The following is a 21057-nucleotide window of genomic DNA, read 5'->3' as shown; positions in this document are numbered from 1 at the left end:
GGCGTCGCCGCCGGGCCCCGATCTCTCAAGCCGTCAGAGCCGCTCAGTGCGACTCGTTCTTCCAGACCTTGCGGTAGCTGGCGTAGAGCAGGCCCGCGAACAGCAGCAGGTACAGCAGCACGGCGAAGCCGGTCTGCTTGCGCTCTTCCAGCTTGGGCTCGGCGGCCCACATCAGGAAGGCCGCGACGTCCTTGGCTTCCTGGTCCAGCGTCGACGGCGTGCCGTCGTCGAAGGTCACCTGGCCCGCCTTCAGCGGCGGGGCCATGGCGATGAAGCCGCCCGGGGGCACGTGTTCGTGGCTGCCCGACCAGTAGGAGCTCAGGTCGCCCGCCATGTACTGGTTGTAGTGCTGGGTCGCGTCCATCTTCAGGCCGGGCGGCGGGGCCGCGTAGCCGGTGACGATGGAGTAGATATGGTCCGGCCCCTCTTCACGAGCCTTGGCCAGCAGCGACATGTCCGGCGGCAGGGCGCCGCCGTTGCTGGCGCGGGCCGCGGCCTCGTTCGGGAACGGCGACGGGAAGCGGTCGGCCGGGGTGGCCGGACGCTTGATCGCGTCGCCGGTCTCGTTGTCGATGTCGGCGACCTCGTAGTCCTTGGCGATCGCCTTGACGTACGGGTTGTCGTTCGAGTTCGGGTACTTCTTGTCGTAGAACGGACCGCCCTTGTCGCCGAGGTTCCGGAACGAAACCAGGCTCATCGAGTGGCAGGCCGAGCAGACCTCCCGATAGACCTTGTAGCCGCGCTGCAGCTGGGCCTGGTCGAACTTGCCGAACGGGCCGTCGAACGACCACTCGACCTTCTTGGCCGGCAGGGCGCCGTGGGCCGCCAGGGCCGGGCCGGCGACGCCGGCCGTCAGGAGACCCGCGACCGCTGCGATGACGGAGAGTTTGCGCAGCATCGGGATCAGCCCTTCATTTCAGGCGCGGCGGTCGCTTCGGCCGGCGCGGCGGCCGGGTGCGACAGGGCGGGAGAGGCGATGGAGTCCGGCACCGGCAGGGTCTTTTCGGTCAGGCCCAGCACCGGCAGGATCACCAGGAAGAAAGCGAAGTAGTACAGCGCCGCCACGCGGCTGAGCCACACGAAGCTGTTCAGGTCCGAGGCCATCAGCTGGAACGTGGTCAGGTGCGGAATGACCTGGTCGTCGGGCAGCTTGGCGCCGCAGACGCCCAGGATGCAGCAGGCCACCACGAAGATGAAGAAGTGGATCTTCGCGGTCGGGCGGTAGCGCATCGAGCGCACCTTCGAGGTGTCCAGCCACGGCAGGGCGAACAGGCAGGCGATGGCGCCGAACATGGCCAGCACGCCCATCAGCTTGTCCGGAACAGCGCGCAGGATCGCGTAGAATGGCAGGAAGTACCATTCCGGCACGATGTGCGACGGCGTCACCAGCGGGTTGGCCGGGATGTAGTTGTCGGCGTGGCCCAGGGCGTTGGGCATGAAGAAGACGAACCAGGCGAAGAGAATCAGGAAGACGCTCATCGCGAACCCGTCCTTCACCGTCGCGTACGGGGTGAAGGGCACGGTGTCGGCCTTCGACTTGGGCTCGACGCCGGTCGGGTTGTTCTGGCCCACCACGTGCAGCGCCCAGATGTGCAGGATCACCACGCCGGCGATCATGAAGGGCAGCAGGTAGTGCAGCGAGAAGAAGCGGTTCAGGGTGGGGTTATCGACGGCGAAACCGCCCCACAGCCAGGTGGTGATGCTCTCGCCGACCAGCGGCAGGGCGCCGAACAGGTTGGTGATCACGACCGCGCCGTGGAAGGACATCTGGCCCCAGGGCAGGACGTAGCCCATGAAGGCGGTGGCCATCATCAGCAGGTAGATCACGCAGCCCAGCAGCCACAGCACTTCGCGGGGCGCCTTGTAGGAGCCGTAATAGAGGCCGCGGAGCATGTGGATGTAGACGGCGATGAAGAACATCGACGCGCCGTTGGCGTGCATGTAGCGGATCAGCCAGCCGTAGTTCACGTCGCGCATGATGTGCTCGACGCTGGCGAAGGCGTGGTCGGCGCTCGGCGTGTAGTGCATCACCAGGATGATGCCGGTGATCAGCTGCGAGGCCAGGCACAGCGACAGGATGCCGCCGAAGGTCCACCAGTAGTTCAGGTTCCGCGGCGTGGGGTAGTCGACAAAGCTGTCGTAGCCCAGGCGCACGATCGGCAGACGGGCGTCGAGCCAGCGCTCGAAACCGGTCTTGGGTTCGTAGGTCGAATGTCCGCTCATCTCTCTTAGCCGATCTTGACCTTGGTGTCGGAAAGGAAGGCGTATTCCGGAACCACCAGGTTCTTGGGCGCGGGGCCCTTACGGATACGGCCCGAGGTGTCGTAGACCGAGCCGTGGCAGGGGCAGAACCAGCCGCCATACTCGCCGCCGCCGAAGGTCGGGACGCAGCCGAGGTGGGTGCAGTTGCCGCCGACGATCAGCCACTGGGACTTGCCCGGCTTCACGCGGGCCGAATCCTTTTCAGGATCCTTCATCGAGGCGCCATCGTCCGCGACCGCCTTGGCGATCTCGGCCTTGGTGCGGTTGCGCACGAACAGCGGCTTGCCGCGCCACTTGACGACGACCTGCTGGCCTTCGGGGACCTTGGTCACGTCGAATTCGATCGACGCCAGGGCCCGCGTGTCGGCGGAGGGGTTCATCTGGTCGATGAACGGCCACGCGATCGCGGCCGCGCCGCCGGCGGCGACCGCCATCGATGCGATGTAGATGAAATCCCGGCGGCTGGGGTCTTCCCCATGCGCCGGATCAGTTTTTGCGCCCACGGCGGTGTCGGCCACCCAAGTCACCCTTCGATGCCGCCGCGCCGCCAAAGACGGCCCGGCCTGGAGAAACGCCTGTCGGCGCATACTGTCTGGACCCGCGAACGGGTCTTCGCCACAACAGGCAAAAGCGGATCGTCCTATCGGACGCGCGGACAAAGTCCGCAAGCCCTTTCGATTCGCAGCAAATGCCCCTGCTGGCTCTATGGTTGGTTCGCTTAGAATGCGGCTCGCGCTTTTTCAACCCGGCATTCCTCAGAACGTGGGCGCGGCGATCCGCCTGGGCGCCTGCCTGGGGGTGGGGCTGGACGTCATCGAGCCCTGCAGTTTCCCTTTGGACGACAAGAGCTTGAAGCGCGCGGCCCTGGACTATGGTCCGCTGACCCATATGATCCGCCACGCCTCATGGGAGGCTTTCCTGGCCGCGCCGGAGCGCCGCGAGGGACGATTGCTGCTGTTCACCACCAAGGCGACCGCGCCGTTCCACAAGTTCGACTTTCAGGCAGGCGACACCCTGTTGTTCGGCAACGAGAGCCACGGGGCGCCACCTGAGGTTCACGCGAAGGCGTTCACGCGCCTGACGATCCCGCTACGCCCCGAAGCGCGGTCGATGAACTTGGCGACCACGGCCGCCATGGCCCTGGGCGAGGCGCTGCGGCAGACGGACGGGTTTCCGGGATTAGCATAGTTCGGTGAACACTCGCCCCCTCCGGGCCTTCGGCTCTCCTCCCCCAGAGGGGGAAGAGCGCTTGGAGGCGGACAGACCGCGCAGCGGTCAGGTGGGGGCAAGTACCAGCCTCCGCAAAATCCCTTAGGCGGCGCTCCCTATTTGCGCCGGCTTCGCTGAACCCTTAATCGGCGTGCCATGACCGACGCATCCGACCTCGACCAAAAGAAAGCCGCCGCCCGCGCCTGGTTCGAAAGCCTGCGCGACCAGATCTGCGCGGAATTCGAGCGCCTGGAGGACGAGGGCCCCGCCGAGCTCTACGCCGGCGAGCCCGGCCGGTTCGTCCGCAAGCCGTGGGACCGCGAGGCCGGCGGCGGCGGCGTGATGTCGATGATGCACGGCCGGTTGTTCGAAAAGGTCGGCGTCCACGTCTCGACGGTGTTCGGAACCTTCACGCCGGAGATGGCCAAGAACATGCCCGGCGCCGACCAGGACCCGCGGTTCTTCGCCACCGGGATCAGCCTGATCGCCCACATGCGCAATCCCCGCGTGCCGGCGGTGCACATGAACACCCGCTTCATCGCCACCACGAAAAGCTGGTTCGGCGGCGGCGGCGACCTGACTCCCCTGCTCGGCTACCAGCGCCGACAGGACTTCCCCGACGCCGTCGACTTCCACGCCGCCTACCAGCGCGCCTGCGACGCCCACGACCCGGCCTGGCACGCCAAGTACAAGGCCTGGTGCGACGAGTACTTCTTCCTGCCCCACCGCAACGAGCCGCGCGGGATCGGCGGGATCTTCTACGACCACCACGACAGCGGGGACTGGTCCAAGGACTTCGCGTTCACCCAGGACGTCGGCAAGGCGTTCCTGGAGATCTACCCGACCCTGGTCCGCCGCCGGATGGGCGAAGCCTGGACGCCGGAGGAGCGCGAGCAGCAGCTGGTGCAGCGCGGCCGCTACGTGGAGTTCAACCTGCTCTACGACCGCGGCACGATGTTCGGCCTGAAGACCGGCGGCAATGTCGAGTCGATCCTCAGCTCGATGCCGCCCGAGGTGAAGTGGCCGTAGGGCGGCCGCCGCCTCAAGCCTTCGGGCACTTGGCCCCCGTATCGATCCAGGCCTGCACCAGCTCGCCGAACCGGGCCTGCGTGCCTGGCGCGGGCCGGCGGCCGTCGCCCGGACTCCAGGCCCAGCCGACCAGGTGGTCCTGCGCCATGTGGTGATGCAGTTCGGCCAGCGAGCGGCCGCCGTTGCGGGCCGGGTTCTTGATCTGGGCGCAGATCGCGCCCAGCGACTTGCCCTGCCAGGCCATCTCGGCCGGGGCCAGGGCCCATTTCGGATCGCCGGGGATCGACTGGACGTCCTGCCCCCAGGTCCGGACGTTGGCCGGGCCGTGGCACGAACCGCAGGGCAGGCCGACGGGACCGTGGCCAGCCTGGCCGCCGACCATCGGCGGATTGTGCGGATGGCGGTCCTCGCCCTGGGTCGGGGCGCGCTGGACCGGGTGGCAGTTCAGGCAGCGAGGGCTGGTGATCACCTTGCCGGCCTCGGTGAACAGCGCGACCGAGCGGGCGGCCGGGTCCTTGATCGACACGAAGTCGGCGGCGCTCTTCAGCGTCTCGGCCGGCGCGGCGGCGGGCGTCTCGGGGACGGGGTCCGGGGCGGCCGCTCCAACGCTGGCCAGCAGCGCCCCGCCGATCATCAGCGAACCGGCGGCGAGCACGATGGCGGCTCTCATGATCCTGGTCTCCCGCGTTTCAAGCGGCCCCGCCCCTGAAACGCCGGCCCGCGGCCAAGGTTGCCGGAGTCAGGCGGCGCCGGCCAGAAAAGCCTCGATCCAGGCGCCCACCCGGGTCCGGTCGTCGGCCTGGCCCAGGCTGGCGATGGCCGCGTCGGCCTGGGCGTCGGTGAAGCGGCTGCCGCGCCGGGCCTCGATCAGGGCCCGCGCATAGGCCGGGTCGAACTCGGGATGGAACTGCATCGAGATCGCCGGGCGGTCGTCATAGACCAGGATCCCGGCCGGCGTGAAGGCGCTGCCGGCCACGGCGCGGGCGCCGGGCGGGACGACGATCACCTGGTCCTGGTGCGAGGCCGGGACGGCGACCGTGGCGGCGCCATCCGGCCCCGGGTCCATCCAGGGCTGGCGTTCGGCGACCTCGTACCGGTGCAGGCCCACGCCCCAGCCCTTGTCGGACTTCACCACCTTGCCGCCGAACGCCTCGGCCATGACCTGGTGGCCGAAACAGACCCCGACCAGCGGCCGGTCGGCCGCGACCAGGAAGGCCTTCAGCGGCTCGATCCACGGCAGGTCGTCATAGACTCCGGCCGACGAGCCGGTGACGATATAGGCGTCGCACTCGGCCGGATCGGCGGGCAGCACGCCGGCCTGGACGTCGTAGACGGCGTAGTCGTGCCCAGGGCCGAGCAGGTCCTGGAACATCGCGGCGTAGCGGCCGAACGCGGGCTGCAGAGGCTGCGGCGGTTCGCCGGTCTCGAGCAGGCCGATCTTCATTGGGGTCTCCAGGCGCATCAGGTGCTGACCGGCATTTGTGGGCGGGCGCGGCCGAGTTCAACCGCCAACCTTCTCCCTCTCCCATAGGGAGAGGGTTTAAGTTCTCCTAGAACACCATCCCCTGCGCCACGGCCTTCAGCCGCTCGATGGCCGAAAACTTGTCCTCGATGAAGTCCTGGTCGATCCACCAGAGCTCGACCTCGCGCATCACCTCGCCGACCATCGGCCCCTTGGGAACCCCGGCCTTCAGGATCTCCTCGCCGGTCAGGGGGAAGGCCGGCGGCGTCCAGCTTTCGCCCAGGGCCAGCAGGCCGCGCCATTGCGGCGTGGCGGCCGAGCGGTTCGCGCCGGCCCAGGCCAGCTTGACCCGGTCGCTGAAGGTCTTCAGGCCCAGGGCGTAGACCGCGCGGCGGGTCTCGCGCGGGCTCATCCAGCTGACGATGCGCGGCGACTTGCCGACGGCCTCGACCAATCGCTCCTTCAGGGCGTTGGACAGCCGCAGGCGCTCGGCCATCTGACTGGCGATTTCGGGATCGTCGGGGATCAGGGCGGCCAGGCGCAGCTCCGGATCGTTCTCGAACAGCTGCTCGGTCTCGATGGTCATCAGCGCCTCGAAACGGGCCAGGGACTTCACGAACGGCAGGATCGAGGACAGGACGCTGGTGGCCGCCATCAGCCGCAGGGCGGCGCGCGGATCGTCGGCCGCCAGCAGCTTCAACAGCTCCTTCTGGGTGCGCTCGGCGGCGCGGCCCTCGACCATGCCCTTCAGGGCCTTGCAGGCCGCCAGGGCCTTCTGGTCGGCCTCGCCCCGGCCGTACCAGGCGTGGAACCGGAAGAACCGCAGGATGCGCAGATAGTCCTCGCGGATCCGGGTCATCGGGTCGCCGACGAACACCACCCGGCCCTCGCGCGCGTCGTTCACCCCCTCGCCGGTCGGATCGTAGAGCCGGCCATGGATGTCGGCGTAGAGGGCGTTGAAGCGGAAGTCTCGGCGCTCGGCGTCCTGGTCCCAGTCCTGGGTGAACGACACCACCGCCCGGCGGCCGTCGGTCGAGACGTCGCGGCGCAGGGTGGTGATCTCGTACGGGCGGCCGCCCGACAGGGCGGTGACCGTGCCGTGGTCGACGCCGGTGGGGATGGCTCGCAGACCCGCCGCGCCCAGCGCCTCGATCACTTGGTCCGGGGTCAGGACGGTGGCGATGTCGATGTCGTCGATGGGCTTGCCCATCAGGGTGTTGCGCACGCAGCCGCCCACGAAGCGCGCGCAGCCGGGGAAGCCCCGCGCCTCGAGCGCCGCGATCACGGCCTGCGTCTCCGGCAGCGCCATCCACGGCGCCGCGCCTATCGTCTCGGTCTTCACCCTCGTCCCCCACGGCACGCCACGCCCCCGCCCGGCGGGGGTCCGCATTTCAAACGATTATCGCAGGTCGACAAGCCCGAATGAGGGCGTAAAGGGCATATCTTTTAGCGGGTTACGCTGGGGCGCCCTCGACCGGATCGGCCAGGTCGTCCGGCGCGTGCAGCCGCTCGTACAGCGCCCGCAGCATGCCCGCCGTCGCGCCCCAGATGAACCGCTCGTTCCACGGCATGGCGTAGAAGAATCGCCGCTCGCCGTCCGGCAGGTCGCGGTGCTGGCGCTGGTGGTTGCCCGGGTCCATCAGGAACGCGAACGGCGTCTCGAACACGTCGGCCACCTCGTCGGGGCTGGCCTCGAAGGTGGCGGCCGGATCGATGAAGCCGACCACCGGCGTGACGTGGAAGCCGGTCACCGTGCGGTAGCCGTGCAGCAGGCCGGCCAGGGTGACGAACCTCGGGTCGAGGTGGACCTCCTCCCGGGCCTCGCGCAGGGCGGTCTCCCACGGCGTCTCGCCGGGATCGCAGCGCCCGCCCGGAAAGGCGATCTGACCGGTGTGGCTGCGCAGGGTGTCGGCCCGGCGGGTCAGCAGGACGGTCATGCCCGCCTCGCGCTCGACCAGGCCGACCAGCACGGCGGCCGGCCGCAGGGCGTGGGGATTGTCGGGCCGCAGGCCGGGATTGAGGTCGTAGTCCGAGCGCGCCGCGTCCAGGCTGGGATCGTAGGCGTCGATCGGATCCAGCTTGCTGGCGATCCAGGCCCGGCGCTGGTCACGCGTCAGGGTCACGATCGATGCGCTCCGGCCGGGGCGATCGGGAACCAGGCGCCGCTGGAGGCGACGCCCAGGCGGGGTCCGTCGGGGGTGTCGCGCTCGATGGCCAGCTCGGCCAGTTCGTAGAACGCCGACCGGGCGATCAGCGCCTCCAGGCCGCGCCGCACGTGCAGATAGGGCCGCGGCTCGCCGGTCGCCGGATCGGTCTCGACCCGGATGGCGTGGTCCGGCCCGGCCTCGACCACGTCGCCGACATTGGTCTCGAAGCGCAGGGCGTCGCCCACCTGATCCACGCGCGTGGCGACGAACGGCGCGTCCTCGACCTGGATCTTCAGCTTCTCGACCGGCGTGACCAGGTGGTAGCCGTCCGGGTCCAGCCGCAGCACGGTCGAGAACAGGCGCACCAGGGCCTCGCGGCCGATCGGCGTCCCCTCGTGGAACCAGACCCCGTCCTTGCGGATGCGGATGTCGATGTCGCCGCAGTGCTCCGGATGCCACAAATGCACCGGCGGCAGGCCGCGCTCGCCCGCGCTCGCGGCCGCGGCGGTGACACCCGCGAGGCCGGAGGATGTGGGATCGACGGTCATCAGGTTCAGGTAGGGCAAGCGGGCGTCGGGCTCAAGCGCCGCAGGCCCCCTCCGGCCCTTCAGCCGATCCGGATCGGCCCGACCAGCCCCGCGTCGCCGCCCTCGACCAGGGCCTTGACCAGCACCCGGCGCTGATCGGCGGGGCCGGGCATGATCGCCTGGGCGGCCGGCCCGGCCGCGAAGCCGACGCGGCCGAAATAGGGGGCGTCGCCGACCAGCAGCACCGCGCGCCAGCCGGCCTTGGCCGCCGCCTCGCAGGCCGCCTCGACCAGAGCCTGGCCCAGGCCGTGCCGGCGCTCGTCGGCGTCGACGGCCAGGGGACCGAGGAAGGCGGCGGGCGCGCCGCCCACCGTCACCGGCCACAGCCGCACGCTGCCGATCACCCGGCCCTCGTGCAGGGCCACGAACGAGCAGTCGTCCAGCTTGCGGTTGCCCTCGCGCAGGCGCTCGGACGACTTGGCGAACCGGCCCGGCCCGAAGGCGCGGTCGACCAGCGCCTCCACGGCGCGGGCGTGCTCGGGCCGCTCGATCGAGATGGCGGGCGCCAAGGCGGAGGGCGATGGCGGCGAAGGGGCGACGGCGGAAGACGACATGGGCGCTAAACGATCCGGAACACGAAAGGGGGACATAGCCCCGGATCGTGACGCGGCCGAGACGGCCGCCTCCGGGGCGTTAGACGCGGACTCCGGTCCGCGCGGCGCAGGTTCGTCGCAGGCGTCGCATGACGGCCTTCCCTTCCGTTGGAGGGCGCGAAATAGGGCCTGGGGCGCGTGGCGTCAATGAAATCAACTGTCGCATCAAACAAACTCGATTGCGGCGACGCTCATCGGGGGACATGGTCCGCCGCGATGAGCGACCTCCCCTCCGACCCCGACTCCGTCCCTTCGGCCCTCGAAGCGCCAAAGCAGGAGGGGGACACGTCCATGCGCGCCCTGCTGCGGCAGACCGACTTCCTGTTCTTCTGGACCGCGCGCTTCGTCGCCACCCTGGCTGTGCAGATCCAGGGGGTGACGATCGGCTGGCAGGTCTACACCCTGGCCCGCGAGACCGGCCACAACGAAGGCCAGGGCGCCTTCCTGCTGGGCATGGTGGGCCTGGCCCAGTTCATCCCGCTGTTCTTCCTGGCCCTGACCGCCGGCGAGACCGCCGACCGCCATGACCGCCGGGCGATCATGACCGCCGCGATCGGCGTCGACATCGTCTGCGCCGGGTCTCTGGGCCTCCTGGCCTGGTCGGGACACACGGCCCTGTGGCCGATCTTCGCCATCGCCGTGCTGTTCGGAGCTGGGCGCGCCTTCCTGTCGCCGGCCTCCAGCGCCATGGGCCCGATGCTGGTGCCTCGCCCGCTGCTGCCCCGCGCCATCGCCTGGAACTCGCTGTCGTGGCAGAGCGCCTCGATCATCGGCCCGGCCCTGGGCGGCCTGCTGTGCGCCATCTCGCCGGCCACGGCGTTCGGCGCCTCGGCGGGCCTGTTCCTGCTGGGCGGCCTGTGCCTGCTGGGCATCCGCCAGTCGACCAAGCCGGTGGTGCAGCCCGGCTCACGCTGGACGCTGATCAAGGAAGGCCTAGTCTATACCTGGCGCAACAAGATCGTCTTCGGCTCGATCTCGCTGGACCTGTTCGCCGTGTTGCTGGGCGGGGCCACCGCCCTGCTGCCGGTGTTCGCCCGCGACGTGCTGCATGTCGGGGCCGAGGGCTTCGGGATCCTGCGCGCCGCGCCGGCCGTCGGCGCCACCGTGGTGGCGGTCGTCCTGGCCAGCCATCAGATCCGTCGTCGCGCCGGCCTGCTGATGTTCGGCGCCGTGGCGGTGTTCGGCGCGGCGACGGTGGTGTTCGGCCTGTCGCAATGGATGTGGCTGTCGGTGGCCGCCCTAGCGGTGCTGGGCGGGGCCGACATGGTCTCGGTCTATATCCGCCAGACCCTGGTGCAGTTGGTCACGCCCGACCCGATGCGCGGCCGGGTCGCCGCCGTCTCGGGCCTGTTCATCAGCGCCTCCAACGAGCTGGGCGAGTTCGAGAGCGGCGTCGCCGCGCGGTTCCTGGGCCCGGTCGGCGCGGCGATCTTCGGCGGCGTCGGGGCGCTGCTGGTGACCGGCGCCTGGGCGAGGATGTTCCCGGAGCTGCGGAAGGCGGACCGGCTGGAATAGGCGTCCCGGGTTCACCGCCCCGCCAACCTCGCCAGCGCCTCGCCCGTCATCCGCCGCACGATCCACTCGTCCATCGCCGCCGCGCCCAGGCTGTCGTAGAAGGCGATCGACGGGGCGTTCCAGTCGAGCACGGCCCATTCCAGCCGGCCCAGGTTCTCGTCGACGCAGCGCCTGGCCAGATTGGCCAGCAGCGCCTTCCCCGCGCCGGAGCCGCGCGCCTCCGGCCGCACGAACAGGTCCTCCAGATAGATCCCGTGCCGGCCGACGAAGGTCGAGAAGTTGTAGAACCACAGGGCGAAGCCCACGGGCCGGCCGTCGATCTCGGCGATGTCGCAGAAGGCCTTGGGATTTTCGCCGAACAGCGCCACCGTGACGTCGTCCTGCGTCGCCCGCACGTCGTCGAGCAACTTCTCGTACTCGGCCAGGTCGCGGATGAACTGCAGGATCAGGGCGCTGTCCTCGCGGACGGCGGGACGAATGGCGACGGACATATGGCGGTCTCTTCGGACTATCTGGATTTCGTGCTCGAGCAGTTGGCGCCGGTCGGGCCGCTGACCTCGCGCAGGATGTTCGGCGGAGTCGGGCTCTACGCCCAGGGCCTGTTCTTCGCCCTGATCGACGACGACACCCTGTATCTCAAGGGCGACGAAACCCTGCGCGCTGATTTCGAGGCGGCCGGCAGCGTCCAGTTCGCGCCGTTCGGCATGAGCCCGATGGCCTACTGGTCCGCCCCCGCCGAGGCGCTGGACGAACCGGAGCGGATGGTCGACTGGGCCCGGCGGTCGATCGCGGTGGCGGCGGCGCGGAAGACGCGGCCTCCCAAATAATCCGCTCATCCCGGCGAATGCCGGGACCCAGATGGAATGGCTTTGGGGCTGACGCCAAAAGCGCAGAGCTCTTCCAGCCCGACACTCCGCTGTAGGATCTGGGTCCCGGCATTCGCCGGGATGAGCGGTGTTTGGGTCACCCGATCACCACTCCCGGAGGCGGAACGCTGTCCTCGGGCACGAAGAAGTCCGGCATCAGGGTGGCGGTGGGATCCACACGGTATTTGTCGAAGTCGCGCACGCCCTCGCCGTAGAGGAAGGTGTCGTCGATCACGAACTGGCCGGTGAACTCGCGCGACGGCTTTTCGAAGATCGCGTGGGCCGCGTCGGCCATGATCTCGACCGTGCGACAGTGCTTGAGCCCTTCCTCGCCGGTCAGGGCGAACTGGATGGCGGCGGTGGCGATGGCGGTGCGCGGCCACAGGGCGTTGCAGGCCACGCCGTCGACGCGGAACTCCTCGGCCAGGCCCAGCATGCACAGGCTCATATTGTACTTGGCCATCGAATAGGCGACGTGCGGCGCGAACCAGCGGGGCTTGATGTCCAGCGGCGGCGACAAGGCGAGAATGTGCGGGTTGGCCGCCCTCTTCAGGTGCGGCAGGCAGATCTTCGAGGTCAGGAAGGTGCCGCGCCCGTTGATCTGGTGCATCAGGTCGTAGCGCTTCATGTCGGTCGACAGCGTGCCGGTCAGCGAGATCGCCGAGGCGTTGTTGACGCAGATGTCGATGCCGCCGAACGTCTCGACCGCCTTGTCGACCGCCGCCTGGACGCTGGCCTCCTCGCGCACGTCGACCACCAGCGGTAGGGCCTTGCCGCCGGCCGCCTCGATCTCGGCGGCGGCGGTGTAGATGGTGCCGGGCAGCTTGGGATGGGCCTCGGCGGTCTTGGCGGCGATGACGATGTTGGCGCCGTCGCGGGCCGCGCGCAGGGCGATGGCCAGGCCGATGCCGCGCGAGGCGCCGGTGATGAAGAGGGTCTTGCCCGATAGGCTCATGAAAGCCTCCCTTGAAGATGCGTTCGCCAGGCGCCGGAGCCCTCGTCGTTCGACAGACTCGGGATGAGGGCTGTTGATACGCTGGTTCAGAAGAAATCCTCACCCCGAGCTTGTCGAGGGCGTGGATTTCACAGCCCCGTGGTCTCCACCGACAGGGCCCACAGCCGTTCGGCCGCTTCGGGATCCAGGGCGTGAGGCATGACGCCGGCCCAGGGATGGTCCTTGCTCCACGGCGCGGCCTGGGCCAGGTCTTCCAGATAGAGCCCGCCTCGCCCCTCCAGCTCGTCGCCCACCGCGGCCCAGACACTGGTCGAGGCGCCCTGCTGCGGGGTCTTGAAGCCGTCGCGCGGCTTGCCCTCGTCATCCAGCCATCCCAGCGTCTTCTGCTCCTCGATCGGCAGGTGGCGCTGCAGCGGCGTGAAGATGCCGCCCGGCATCACCGCATTGGCCCGCACGCCCTGGTCCCTGAACCGCCGGTCGAAACCCACCGCGAACAGGGCGTTGGCGGTCTTGGCCTGGCCGTAGCTCTCCCACTTGTCGTAGGGGCGGTGGCGGAAGTGCGGATCCTCGAAGTTCATCGGACCGCGGCGGTGGCCGATCGACGACAGCGACACCAGGCGCGAGGCCTTGCCGGATCGCTTGGCGCCCGCCGCCAGGTTCGGGGCCAGCAGCAATGACAACAGGAAGTGGCCGAAGTGGTTCGTGCCGATCTGCATCTCCAGCCCGTCCTCGGTGTAGGCGAGCGGACAGGCCATGACGCCGGCGTTGTTGATCAGCAGGTTCAGCGGCCGCTCGCCCCAGCGCTCGGCGAAGGCGCGGATCGACCGGAAGCTGGAGAGGTCCAGCATCGACCACGACACCTTGCCCTTGGCCGCCCTGGCGATGTCGGCCACCGCCGCCTCGGCGAGATCCGGCTTGCGCACGGCGATCACCACCTCGGCCCCGGCCTCGGCCAAGGCGCGGGCGGTCTCGACGCCGATGCCGGTGGCCCCGCCGGTGACGATGGCGACCTTGCCGCTCAGGTCGTGGCCGGCGACGACGTCGCGGGCGTCGGTGTAGGGCCCGAAAGGGGACTTTATGCGGTCGGCCATGGTGTTCGCTCCCTTGATTTTATCGTTGTGCCGAACGCTACAGCTGCAAGATCAGGATCCCCAAGGCGATCGCCAGGCACAGCGGCCCGTAGGCCCGACGATTGAGCGTCGCGAACGGCGTGCCCTCGGCGTAACGGAACACCGGCGGGACATAGGTCGCCAGGCCGCGTCCGGCGAACACCGCCAGCAGCCCCCAGCGCGCGGCCTTCAGCCACCCGTCCCAAGGCGTCGGCGTCAGGCTCGCCAGCACCAGGACGCCGCCCGCCGCCAGGGCCAGGGCGACCCCGGCGGAAGCCGGCAGGCCCGGCGCGCGCATGCCGCGCGTGCGGCCTACGACGTGCTCGACCATCGAGGCCTCGTCATGACCCGGCCAGCGACCGCCCAGCCCCCAGTAGAGATGGATCCCCGAAAGGGCGAACAGCGCCGCCGCCAGGACCAGGGCCAGCGTCACCTCAGCCGACCTTGCTGAAGTCCGGCGCACGACGCTCGGCGAAGGCCATGAACGCCTCCCGCGCCTCGGCGGTCTGCAGACGGGCGGCGAACAGCTCGCCTTCCTTGTCCATCAGGGCCGAGATGGCCCCGGCGTCGCGCATCAGGCCCTTGGTGGCGGTCAGGGCGCCCAGCGGGCGCTTGGCCAGCTGGTCGGCGGCGGCGCGGGCCCGGGCGCGCAGGTCCTCCAGCGGCACGCAGGCGTTGGCGATCCCCCAAGCGGCGGCGGTCTCGCCGCTGACCGCCTCGCCCAGGGCGAACATGGCGTAGGCGCGGGCGTGGCCGATGCGGGCCGGCAGCAGCAGGCTGGAGGCCGCCTCCGGCACCAGGGCCAGGTTGACGAACGGCACGGTCAGCTTCGCGTCCGGGCTGGTGAACACCAGGTCGCAATGCAGCAGCATGGTCGTGCCCACGCCCACGGCCTGGCCCTGGACGGCGGCGACCAGCGGCCGCGTGGCCTTGGCCAAGGCCTTGAGGAACCGCATCACGTGGCGCTCGCCCTCGAAGGCGCCGGCAGCCTGGGCGGCGAAGTCCTGCAGGTCGTTGCCGGCGCTGAAGCTGTCGCCGTCGGCCTGGAACACCACCACGCGCACCGACGGGTCGCGCTCGGCCTTTTCGAGGCTGTCGGCCAGCACGCCGTACATGGCGTTGCTAAGCGCGTTCTTCTTGTCCGGGCGCGCCAGGGTGAGGGTCATCACGCCGGCGTCGACGGCCACTTGGACGTGATCAGTCATTGCGGGTCTCCTTTGGGGAATTTCGTTTGCAGGCTGGTCAGCCAGCGCGACACCACGGCGATCTCCTCGTCCGTGAAGCCTTCGGTGAGACGGGCGTTCAGGCCTTCGACCCCGGCCTTGGCCTCCTCGCGGGCCGCTTCGCCGTGGGTGGTCAGGTGCAGGCGGAAGGCGCGGCCGTCCTTGGGATCGGGCCGGCGCTCGACCAGTTCGGCGCGGACCATGCGGTCGACCAGCCCGGTCATGGCCGAGGGCGCCAGGTCCAGGGCCTCGGCGGCCTCGCCGATCAGGGCGCCGTCCTTCTGGCCCAGCACGAACAGGGCCCCGGACTGGGCGGCGGTCAGCCCGCCCTTGGCGGCCATCTTGGCCTCGATGTAGCGGGTCACGCGCCGATGGGCGACGTTGAGCAGGAAGACGAGGCGTCGGTCGGGCGGCGTGGTCATGGCGGGCGAGATTATAGTTCGCGCACGAAATATCAAACGAATGTTTTGGCTTCGCGGTGGATTTATTCAACCGATCGGTTGACTCTTCACGGGCCGTCCTACACATTCAACCACATGGTTGAATTACTTGCCCCTCCGCTGGACGCCGTCTTCCACGCCCTCGGCGACGCCACCCGTCGCCGGATGCTGCGCGACCTGGCGAACGGCGAACGGACGGTGGGCCAGCTGGCCGAGCCGTTCTCGATCTCGCTGGCCGCCGCCTCCAAGCACATCAAGGCCCTGGAAAGCGCCGGCCTGATCCGGCGCGAGGTCCGCGGCCGCACCCACCTGTGCCGCCTCGACCCCGGGCCCCTGGCCACGGCCCACGAGTGGCTGAACTTCTACGAACACTTCTGGACCAGCCGTCTGGACGTGCTCGACCGGCTCCTCCGCGAGGAGGACGCCCGCAAGACCCCGCCCGCCAAACAAGGAGACGACCAATGACGGAACTCGCGACCCTTTCCGCCTATGGCGAACTGATCGAGCCCCTGACCCTGAAGATCCAGCGCCTGCTGCCCGGCCCCGTCGACCGCGTCTGGGCCTATCTGACGCAGAGCGAGCTGCGCCGCCAATGGCTGGCCTCGGGCCAGATGGAGATGAAGGCCGGAACGCCGTTCGAACTGGTCTGGCGCAACGACGAGCTGAGCGACCCGCCCGGTACGCGGCCGGAGGGCTTCGGCGCCGAACACCGCCTGGAGAGCCGGATCCTCGCGCTCGAGCCGAACCGCAAGCTGGCCATCGCCTGGAACCAGGGCGAGGTGTCGTTCGAGCTGGAGCCGGCCGGCGACAAGGTGCTGCTGACGATCACCCACCGCCGCCTGCCCGACCGCGCCCAGCTGCTCAATGTCAGCGCCGGCTGGCACGCCCACCTGGACGTGCTGGTCACCAAGATCGGCGGCAAGCCGCAGACGGCGTCGTTCTGGGACACCTGGAGCAAGCTCAAGGCCGAGTACGAGAAGCGCCTGCCGGCCTGAGGACGCTTTCCGATCAGGCTCCGTCGGTCAGCCGGCGGAGCCGACGTCGCGGGATTGACGGGGGTCGGCGTCCATGGTGAAGCTCGCTCGACACAACCTCCGCGATCTGAACTGGAAAGACGCATGAAACTCTTCCCCTCGGCGGCCCTGGGCCTGGCGATGGCCGTCATGCTGCCGATCGGTTCGGGAGCCAGCGCCTCCGTGTCGGCGGCCAAGACCGTATACAACATCACGGTCACCCCCAGCGGCGTCGCCTACTTCTTCCAGGACGGCGGCGCCCGGACCGGCGTTCCGGCCTGCGCGGCGAATTTTCCGAACCGCTGGTCGTTCAGCACCCAGACGTCGGCCGGCCAGGCCGTGCTGGCCACGTTGCTGTCGGCCTACGCCACGAACAAATCCGTCGTGGTCGCCGGCAACGGCACGTGCGACATCGCCGGCGATACGGAGAGCGTCGCCTACCTGTACATCGCCGACCGCTAGATCTCGATCTTAGCCGCCGCCCGGTACCAGCTCACCCCGTCGCCGTCGGCCTCGCGCACCGCCAAGCCCCGCCCGATCAGGCAGTTCAGGTGCGCCAGGGCCTCGCCCGTGGCCATGCCCAGCAGGTCCGGGCCGATCGGCCGGGCGAACAGGCTGCCGAACACGTCGACCACCCGCTTGGGCTCGACCAGCTTGCCAGCCAGTCGCGTCAGGGCCCGCTCGTGGCCCGAGATCAACCCGTCGATGCGGGCGTGCAGCCCCCGGAACGGGTCGTTGTGGGCCGGCAGGACCAGCACCGTGTCCGGCGCCACCGCCTTCACCTTGGCCAGCGAGGCGAGCCAGTCGCTCAGCGGGTCGGCGTCCGGCTCGGTCGGGAACACCGAGACGTTGGACGAGATCCTGGGCAGCACCTGGTCGCCGGAGATCAGCACGCCCAGGTCCTGGCACCACAGGCAGGCGTGATCGGGCGAGTGGCCCTGGCCGGTCACCACCCGCCAGTCGTGGTCGCCGATCGCGAAGACCTCGCCGTCGGTCATCCGGCGGTAGCTGTCGGGCAGTTGGTGGATCGCCTTGCCGAAGCCGCCGAACCGGGCCTTGTAGGTGTCGATCGCCGCCTCGTCCCAACCGGCGGCGTGGAAGAACCGCACCCCGTCCTCGGGCGCCGCGCGGCCGGTGTCGGCCGCCAGCATCCGGCACTGGAAATATTCCAGCCGGGTCATCCACAGGCGGACGTCGAACTTGCGGACGATCCAGCCGGCCAGGCCGACATGATCGGGATGCAGGTGGGTGACGATCACCCGGGTGACGGGCCGTCCGCCCAGGGCGCCGGCGAAGGCCGCGCGCCAGGCCTGCGAGGTCTCCTGGGTCTGCAAGCCGGTGTCTACCACCGCCCAGCCCTCGCCGTCGGCGATCGCCCAGACATTGATGAAGCCCAGCGAGCCGCCCAGCGGCTGGCGCAGCCACAGGACGCCGGGCGCGACCTCGACGGCCTGGCCCGACCCCGTCTCCGGCGCCGTTTCGAACGGATAGACCAACCGCGGCCTCGACGACCTTTCGGGCGGTTCGACCGCGCCGTCCTCGATCCCGTCCCGCATCTGCGCCCTCCGGTCGCGGCCATCGTCATGATTGCGCCCCCGTCGGACGACATCTTGACCCTCGATGCAAGCGGGCCTTAAGTCCGCCGCGAGGAATTTACCCCAGGAGACGCACCCCATGAGGCCCATCGCGATCGGCTTGACGGCCGCCCTCGCGCTCGCCGCGCTTGTTCCCGCCACCGTGATCTCGGCGGCCAAGGAAAAGGACAAGCCGGCCGCCGTCGACGCCAAATCCCGCGAGGCCGGCATGAAGGCCGCGCCGGACGTCGCCAAGGCCGCCGGCATCTCGTGCACGGTTACTGACGCCCGCCTGATCGGCAACGACAAGAAGACCAGCACCGACTATTACGAAGTCGCCTGCCAGCAGGGCCTGGGCTTCGCGCTGCTGGCCAAAAAAGACGCCGCGCCGCAGGCCTACAGCTGCCTGGAGACCGCCCAGGCCGCAGCGGACGGCAAGCCCAGCGCCCTGGCCTGCGTCCTGCCCGGCAACGCCGATCCGAAGGCCGGCCTGGCGCCGTACCTGGCCAAGGCCCAGACGGCCTGCGATATCCAGAACGCCCGCGCCATCGGCGCCGGCGCCAAGAACGCCTATTTCGAAGTCGCCTGTAAGGGCGGCGCCGGCTACATCGTCCAGACCTCCGCCCCGATCAATGTCGACCAGGACGTCACGGTCAACAGCTGCCTGCTGTACGAGGAAGGCGGCAATGTCAGCTGCAAGCTGACCGACAAGGCCACCCAGCTGGCCGTCGTCGACACGCTGAACGCCGCCTCGGGCAAGAACTGCGCGATCAAGGACAAGCGCTACATCCTCAGCACCAAGACCGACAACTACTTCGAAGTCGCCTGCCAGGACGGCAAGGGCTACGTGCTGCAGCAGGCCTCGGCCGGCGGCGCCCTGGTCAAGGCCATCGACTGCGCCCAGGCCGGCTATGTCGGCGGCGGCTGCACCCTGAGCGACGCCGTGGCGGCCCAGACCGAACAGGCCGGCCTCTACAGCAAGCTGGCCGCCAAGGCCGGCTTCGACTGCAAGGTCGAGAAGTACGGCATGCTGCCCAGCAACGACCCCCGCAAGGAGATCGTCGAGCTGAAGTGCTCCAACCGTCCCGACGGCGGCATCGGCATCTTCACCGCCACCAGCAACACGGTCTACGACTGCGTGACCTCGGAAATGAACGGCTACCGCTGCAGCTTCACCAAGCCGGACGCCGCCTATCCGCGCCTGACGGCCGACCTGAAGGGCCTGGGCAAGGGCAGCTGCACCGTCTCCGGCTCGCGCATCATCGGCCAGACCGCGACCCAGGGCTTCGTCGAAGTCGCCTGCTCGGACGGCCTGCCGGGCTGGGTGATGGCCTATCCGCTGAACCAGACCGCTCCCAAGCCGGCCGAACTGCTCTCGTGCCTGCAGGCCAAGGGCGTGGGCGGCGGCTGCAAGCTGCCGACCAACCAGACCAAGAGCTGATCGGGCGTCGAGCCTGATACAGCAAGCCCGCCGGGATCGCTCCCGGCGGGCTTTTTGTTTGGTCCCGGCCCAAAGCTTCAAATCCGTTGTCATCCCGGACAAGCGCTACGCGCTTTCCGGGATGACAACGGTTGTTGGTCCGAGCGTCGGGAAACGGCCCCTAGAACCCCGCCCCGACCTTCTCCAGGCCCGAGGCCATCTGCTTCAGGCGCTTGTCCAGCTCGGCCATGGTGCGGTTCAGGGCGCCCTCGTCGTCGCGCCAGACCTGCAGGGTGCGGCCCCAGACCGCCGACATCGCGGCCAGCCGGGCCGGGACGGCGTCGACGCCGGCGGCTTCCAGGATGGCGCGGGCGGTCCTGGGGAAGCGCATCGCCGAGACCACCACGCTCTCGGAGCGGCTGATGGCGATCAGGGCGGCGCGATGCGGCTCCATCGCCTCGATCCGGGCCATGGCCGCGTCGAACAGCCGGTCGTGGGTGGTCGCCTCATCGGCCGAGGCCGTGGCCAGGGCGGCGCGGTCGAAGCGGGCCGCCAGGTGGTTCAGCACCGCGCCCTTGCCGTCGGCGCGGGCGTAGAGTTCGGCGAACGGCACCTCGGCCTTCAGGGCGATGTCGCGCAGGCTGATCTGCGTCCACGGCCGGTCGGCGGCCAGGGCGAGCGCGGCGGCGGCGGCGCGGTCGAGGATGTCTTCGGCGGCGGTCATGGCTGTTGAGATGGCGGGTAAGCGGGACGGTTACAAGAACCCTCTCTCTTAGGGAGAGGGGTCTATCAGCCCCCCAGCTCCACCGACCGCTTCACCGCCGCCGCCAGCGCGCGCGGCAGCAGGTCGCCGAAACCGCCCTCGCCCATCAGCACGTCCAGCGCCGCGGCCGTCGTACCGCCGGGGGAGGTCACCTGCCTGCGCAGTTCGGCCGGCTCCTCGCCGCCCTGGCCCAGCAGGGCCGCCGCGCCGACGATGGTGGCCCGCGCCAGCCTGGCCGAGGCGGCCGGGTCCAGCCCCTGGCCGGCGCCTGCCGCCTCCAGCGCCTCGATGAAGGCGTAGAGATAGGCCGGGGCCGAGCCGGACACCGCGGTCGCGGCGTGCATCAGGGCCTCGTCGTCGAGATCCACCGTGGTGGCGACCGGATCCAGCAGGGCGTGGGCCCGCGCCCGGGCTTCGTCGGTGTCGGCATGGATCGAAGCCGTGCCCAGGCCGATGGCGACGGCGGTGGTCGGCATCACCCGGGCCACGGCGCGGCCGCCGAACGCTGCGGAAATGTCGGCTGCGCGCACCCCGGCGGCGATCGAGACGACCACGGCGTCGGGCGCCAGATGCGGGACGACGTCGGCCACGGCCTGCCGCCAGATCTGCGGCTTGACCGCCAGCAGCACGGTCTTGGCCGCGGCGAGGGCCTCGAGCGGCGGATTGACGATCGCGCCCGGGAAAGCGGCGGGGTCGACATTGGGATCGCGGATGATCAGGTCGGCGGCGGAGAAGGCCTCCGCCTTGGTCCAGCCCTCGATCAGGGCCCCGCCCATGCGTCCGGCGCCGAGGAGGAGGATGGGGGTGGTCATGGGCGGCTCCGCTCTGGCTGATCCTTCTCCCCTTGCGGGAGAAGGTGTCGCGAAGCGACGGATGAGGGGTCGCGCGGC

At 69.8% G+C, this 21057-nt stretch carries 26 protein-coding genes; 8 read left to right on the top strand and 18 right to left on the bottom strand.

What is annotated here, in order from left to right:
* Positions 1 to 43: 43 nt before the first annotated feature.
* From BM066_RS05945 to petA, 3 genes are read right to left on the bottom strand one after another with little or no spacing between them, the layout of a single operon-like run.
* Positions 44 to 898 carry a cytochrome c1 gene (locus BM066_RS05945; RefSeq protein ID WP_089925258.1) on the bottom strand — a complete coding sequence of 285 codons (855 nt, stop codon included), beginning with the start codon at positions 896 to 898 and terminating at the stop codon, positions 44 to 46.
* 5 nt (positions 899 to 903) lie between these two features.
* Positions 904 to 2223, bottom strand: coding sequence for a cytochrome b (locus BM066_RS05940; RefSeq protein ID WP_089925255.1), 1320 nt, complete (start codon positions 2221 to 2223; stop codon positions 904 to 906).
* Positions 2224 to 2228: 5 nt separating this feature from the next.
* Entirely contained in the window at positions 2229 to 2780 is a 552-nt protein-coding gene (gene petA / locus BM066_RS05935; protein WP_089925252.1) for a ubiquinol-cytochrome c reductase iron-sulfur subunit, read from the bottom strand.
* A 205-nt stretch (positions 2781 to 2985) separates the two neighbouring features.
* Between petA and BM066_RS05930 the strand changes: the two genes are divergently transcribed.
* Entirely contained in the window at positions 2986 to 3450 is a 465-nt protein-coding gene (locus tag BM066_RS05930; protein WP_177218388.1) for a tRNA (cytidine(34)-2'-O)-methyltransferase, read from the top strand.
* A 177-nt stretch (positions 3451 to 3627) separates the two neighbouring features.
* On the top strand, positions 3628 to 4500 hold the full coding sequence (gene hemF / locus BM066_RS05925; protein WP_089925246.1) for an oxygen-dependent coproporphyrinogen oxidase: 873 nt from the start codon (positions 3628 to 3630) through the stop codon (positions 4498 to 4500).
* A 13-nt stretch (positions 4501 to 4513) separates the two neighbouring features.
* On the opposite strand, the gene BM066_RS05920 is transcribed toward hemF, so the two are convergent.
* The 6 genes from BM066_RS05920 to BM066_RS05895 all read right to left on the bottom strand — a co-directional run bounded on the left by BM066_RS05920 (position 4514) and on the right by BM066_RS05895 (position 9250).
* Positions 4514 to 5170 (bottom strand): Isoquinoline 1-oxidoreductase subunit, encoded by a 657-nt coding sequence (locus BM066_RS05920; RefSeq protein WP_089925243.1) that lies wholly within the window; start codon positions 5168 to 5170, stop codon positions 4514 to 4516.
* Positions 5171 to 5239: 69 nt separating this feature from the next.
* On the bottom strand, positions 5240 to 5944 hold the full coding sequence (locus BM066_RS05915; protein ID WP_089925240.1) for a type 1 glutamine amidotransferase: 705 nt from the start codon (positions 5942 to 5944) through the stop codon (positions 5240 to 5242).
* Positions 5945 to 6050: 106 nt separating this feature from the next.
* Positions 6051 to 7304 (bottom strand): CCA tRNA nucleotidyltransferase, encoded by a 1254-nt coding sequence (locus tag BM066_RS05910; protein WP_089925238.1) that lies wholly within the window; start codon positions 7302 to 7304, stop codon positions 6051 to 6053.
* Between the two features lie 112 nt (positions 7305 to 7416).
* Positions 7417 to 8079: a CoA pyrophosphatase gene (locus BM066_RS05905; protein WP_089925559.1), complete on the bottom strand. Its 663-nt coding sequence runs from the start codon at positions 8077 to 8079 to the stop codon at positions 7417 to 7419.
* A gap of 2 nt (positions 8080 to 8081) precedes the next feature.
* Positions 8082 to 8657 carry a DUF1285 domain-containing protein gene (locus BM066_RS05900; RefSeq protein ID WP_089925562.1) on the bottom strand — a complete coding sequence of 192 codons (576 nt, stop codon included), beginning with the start codon at positions 8655 to 8657 and terminating at the stop codon, positions 8082 to 8084.
* Between the two features lie 59 nt (positions 8658 to 8716).
* Positions 8717 to 9250 (bottom strand): GNAT family N-acetyltransferase, encoded by a 534-nt coding sequence (locus BM066_RS05895; RefSeq protein WP_089925235.1) that lies wholly within the window; start codon positions 9248 to 9250, stop codon positions 8717 to 8719.
* A gap of 255 nt (positions 9251 to 9505) precedes the next feature.
* On the opposite strand from BM066_RS05895, the gene BM066_RS05890 reads away from it, so the two are divergent.
* Positions 9506 to 10804 (top strand): MFS transporter, encoded by a 1299-nt coding sequence (locus tag BM066_RS05890; protein WP_089925232.1) that lies wholly within the window; start codon positions 9506 to 9508, stop codon positions 10802 to 10804.
* Positions 10805 to 10815: 11 nt separating this feature from the next.
* On the opposite strand, the gene BM066_RS05885 is transcribed toward BM066_RS05890, so the two are convergent.
* The gene (locus BM066_RS05885) at positions 10816 to 11295 is read right to left on the bottom strand and encodes a GNAT family N-acetyltransferase (protein WP_089925228.1); all 480 of its coding nucleotides are present in this window, start codon (positions 11293 to 11295) and stop codon (positions 10816 to 10818) included.
* Between BM066_RS05885 and BM066_RS05880 the strand changes: the two genes are divergently transcribed.
* On the top strand, positions 11296 to 11631 hold the full coding sequence (locus BM066_RS05880; protein WP_089925225.1) for a TfoX/Sxy family protein: 336 nt from the start codon (positions 11296 to 11298) through the stop codon (positions 11629 to 11631). It abuts the gene before it with no gap.
* A 136-nt stretch (positions 11632 to 11767) separates the two neighbouring features.
* Here the strand turns inward: BM066_RS05880 and BM066_RS05875 are convergent, their stop codons facing one another.
* The 5 genes from BM066_RS05875 to BM066_RS05855 all read right to left on the bottom strand — a co-directional run bounded on the left by BM066_RS05875 (position 11768) and on the right by BM066_RS05855 (position 15379).
* Positions 11768 to 12625, bottom strand: a complete 858-nt coding sequence (locus BM066_RS05875; RefSeq protein ID WP_089925221.1) for an SDR family oxidoreductase — start codon at positions 12623 to 12625, stop codon at positions 11768 to 11770.
* Positions 12626 to 12753: 128 nt separating this feature from the next.
* Complete coding sequence (locus BM066_RS05870) at positions 12754 to 13716, bottom strand: SDR family NAD(P)-dependent oxidoreductase (RefSeq protein ID WP_089925218.1); 963 nt, start codon at positions 13714 to 13716, stop codon at positions 12754 to 12756.
* A 37-nt stretch (positions 13717 to 13753) separates the two neighbouring features.
* Positions 13754 to 14167 carry a DUF3995 domain-containing protein gene (locus BM066_RS05865; RefSeq protein WP_089925215.1) on the bottom strand — a complete coding sequence of 138 codons (414 nt, stop codon included), beginning with the start codon at positions 14165 to 14167 and terminating at the stop codon, positions 13754 to 13756.
* A gap of 1 nt (position 14168) precedes the next feature.
* Positions 14169 to 14939, bottom strand: a complete 771-nt coding sequence (locus BM066_RS05860; protein ID WP_089925213.1) for an enoyl-CoA hydratase — start codon at positions 14937 to 14939, stop codon at positions 14169 to 14171.
* Positions 14936 to 15379: a MarR family winged helix-turn-helix transcriptional regulator gene (locus BM066_RS05855; protein WP_089925210.1), complete on the bottom strand. Its 444-nt coding sequence runs from the start codon at positions 15377 to 15379 to the stop codon at positions 14936 to 14938. The genes BM066_RS05860 and BM066_RS05855 overlap by 4 nt, the downstream gene beginning before the upstream one ends.
* A 114-nt stretch (positions 15380 to 15493) precedes the next feature.
* On the opposite strand from BM066_RS05855, the gene BM066_RS05850 reads away from it, so the two are divergent.
* The 3 genes from BM066_RS05850 to BM066_RS05840 all read left to right on the top strand — a co-directional run bounded on the left by BM066_RS05850 (position 15494) and on the right by BM066_RS05840 (position 16872).
* Positions 15494 to 15862 carry an ArsR/SmtB family transcription factor gene (locus BM066_RS05850; RefSeq protein ID WP_089925208.1) on the top strand — a complete coding sequence of 123 codons (369 nt, stop codon included), beginning with the start codon at positions 15494 to 15496 and terminating at the stop codon, positions 15860 to 15862.
* The gene (locus BM066_RS05845; RefSeq protein WP_089925205.1) at positions 15859 to 16392 is read left to right on the top strand and encodes an SRPBCC family protein; all 534 of its coding nucleotides are present in this window, start codon (positions 15859 to 15861) and stop codon (positions 16390 to 16392) included. The genes BM066_RS05850 and BM066_RS05845 overlap by 4 nt, the downstream gene beginning before the upstream one ends.
* Before the next feature lie 123 nt (positions 16393 to 16515).
* Complete coding sequence (locus tag BM066_RS05840; protein WP_089925202.1) at positions 16516 to 16872, top strand: hypothetical protein; 357 nt, start codon at positions 16516 to 16518, stop codon at positions 16870 to 16872.
* Here BM066_RS05840 and BM066_RS05835 read toward each other — a convergent pair.
* Positions 16869 to 17966 (bottom strand): MBL fold metallo-hydrolase, encoded by a 1098-nt coding sequence (locus BM066_RS05835; RefSeq protein ID WP_089925199.1) that lies wholly within the window; start codon positions 17964 to 17966, stop codon positions 16869 to 16871. The two genes, BM066_RS05840 and BM066_RS05835, sit on opposite strands and share 4 nt — an antisense overlap.
* Positions 17967 to 18084: 118 nt before the next feature.
* Between BM066_RS05835 and BM066_RS05830 the strand changes: the two genes are divergently transcribed.
* Positions 18085 to 19425, top strand: a complete 1341-nt coding sequence (locus BM066_RS05830) for a hypothetical protein (RefSeq protein ID WP_089925196.1) — start codon at positions 18085 to 18087, stop codon at positions 19423 to 19425.
* Positions 19426 to 19585: 160 nt separating this feature from the next.
* On the opposite strand, the gene BM066_RS05825 is transcribed toward BM066_RS05830, so the two are convergent.
* On the bottom strand, positions 19586 to 20128 hold the full coding sequence (locus BM066_RS05825; protein ID WP_089925192.1) for a TetR family transcriptional regulator: 543 nt from the start codon (positions 20126 to 20128) through the stop codon (positions 19586 to 19588).
* 65 nt (positions 20129 to 20193) lie between these two features.
* Positions 20194 to 20979 (bottom strand): pyrroline-5-carboxylate reductase, encoded by a 786-nt coding sequence (proC, locus tag BM066_RS05820; RefSeq protein ID WP_089925189.1) that lies wholly within the window; start codon positions 20977 to 20979, stop codon positions 20194 to 20196.
* Positions 20980 to 21057: the final 78 nt, after the last annotated feature.

The organism is Caulobacter sp. UNC279MFTsu5.1, assembly GCF_900114015.1.
Classification (GTDB): Bacteria; Pseudomonadota; Alphaproteobacteria; order Caulobacterales; family Caulobacteraceae; genus Caulobacter.
Note: the sequence above shows the minus strand (reverse complement) of the source record. Positions and strands in the feature narration are given on the sequence as shown.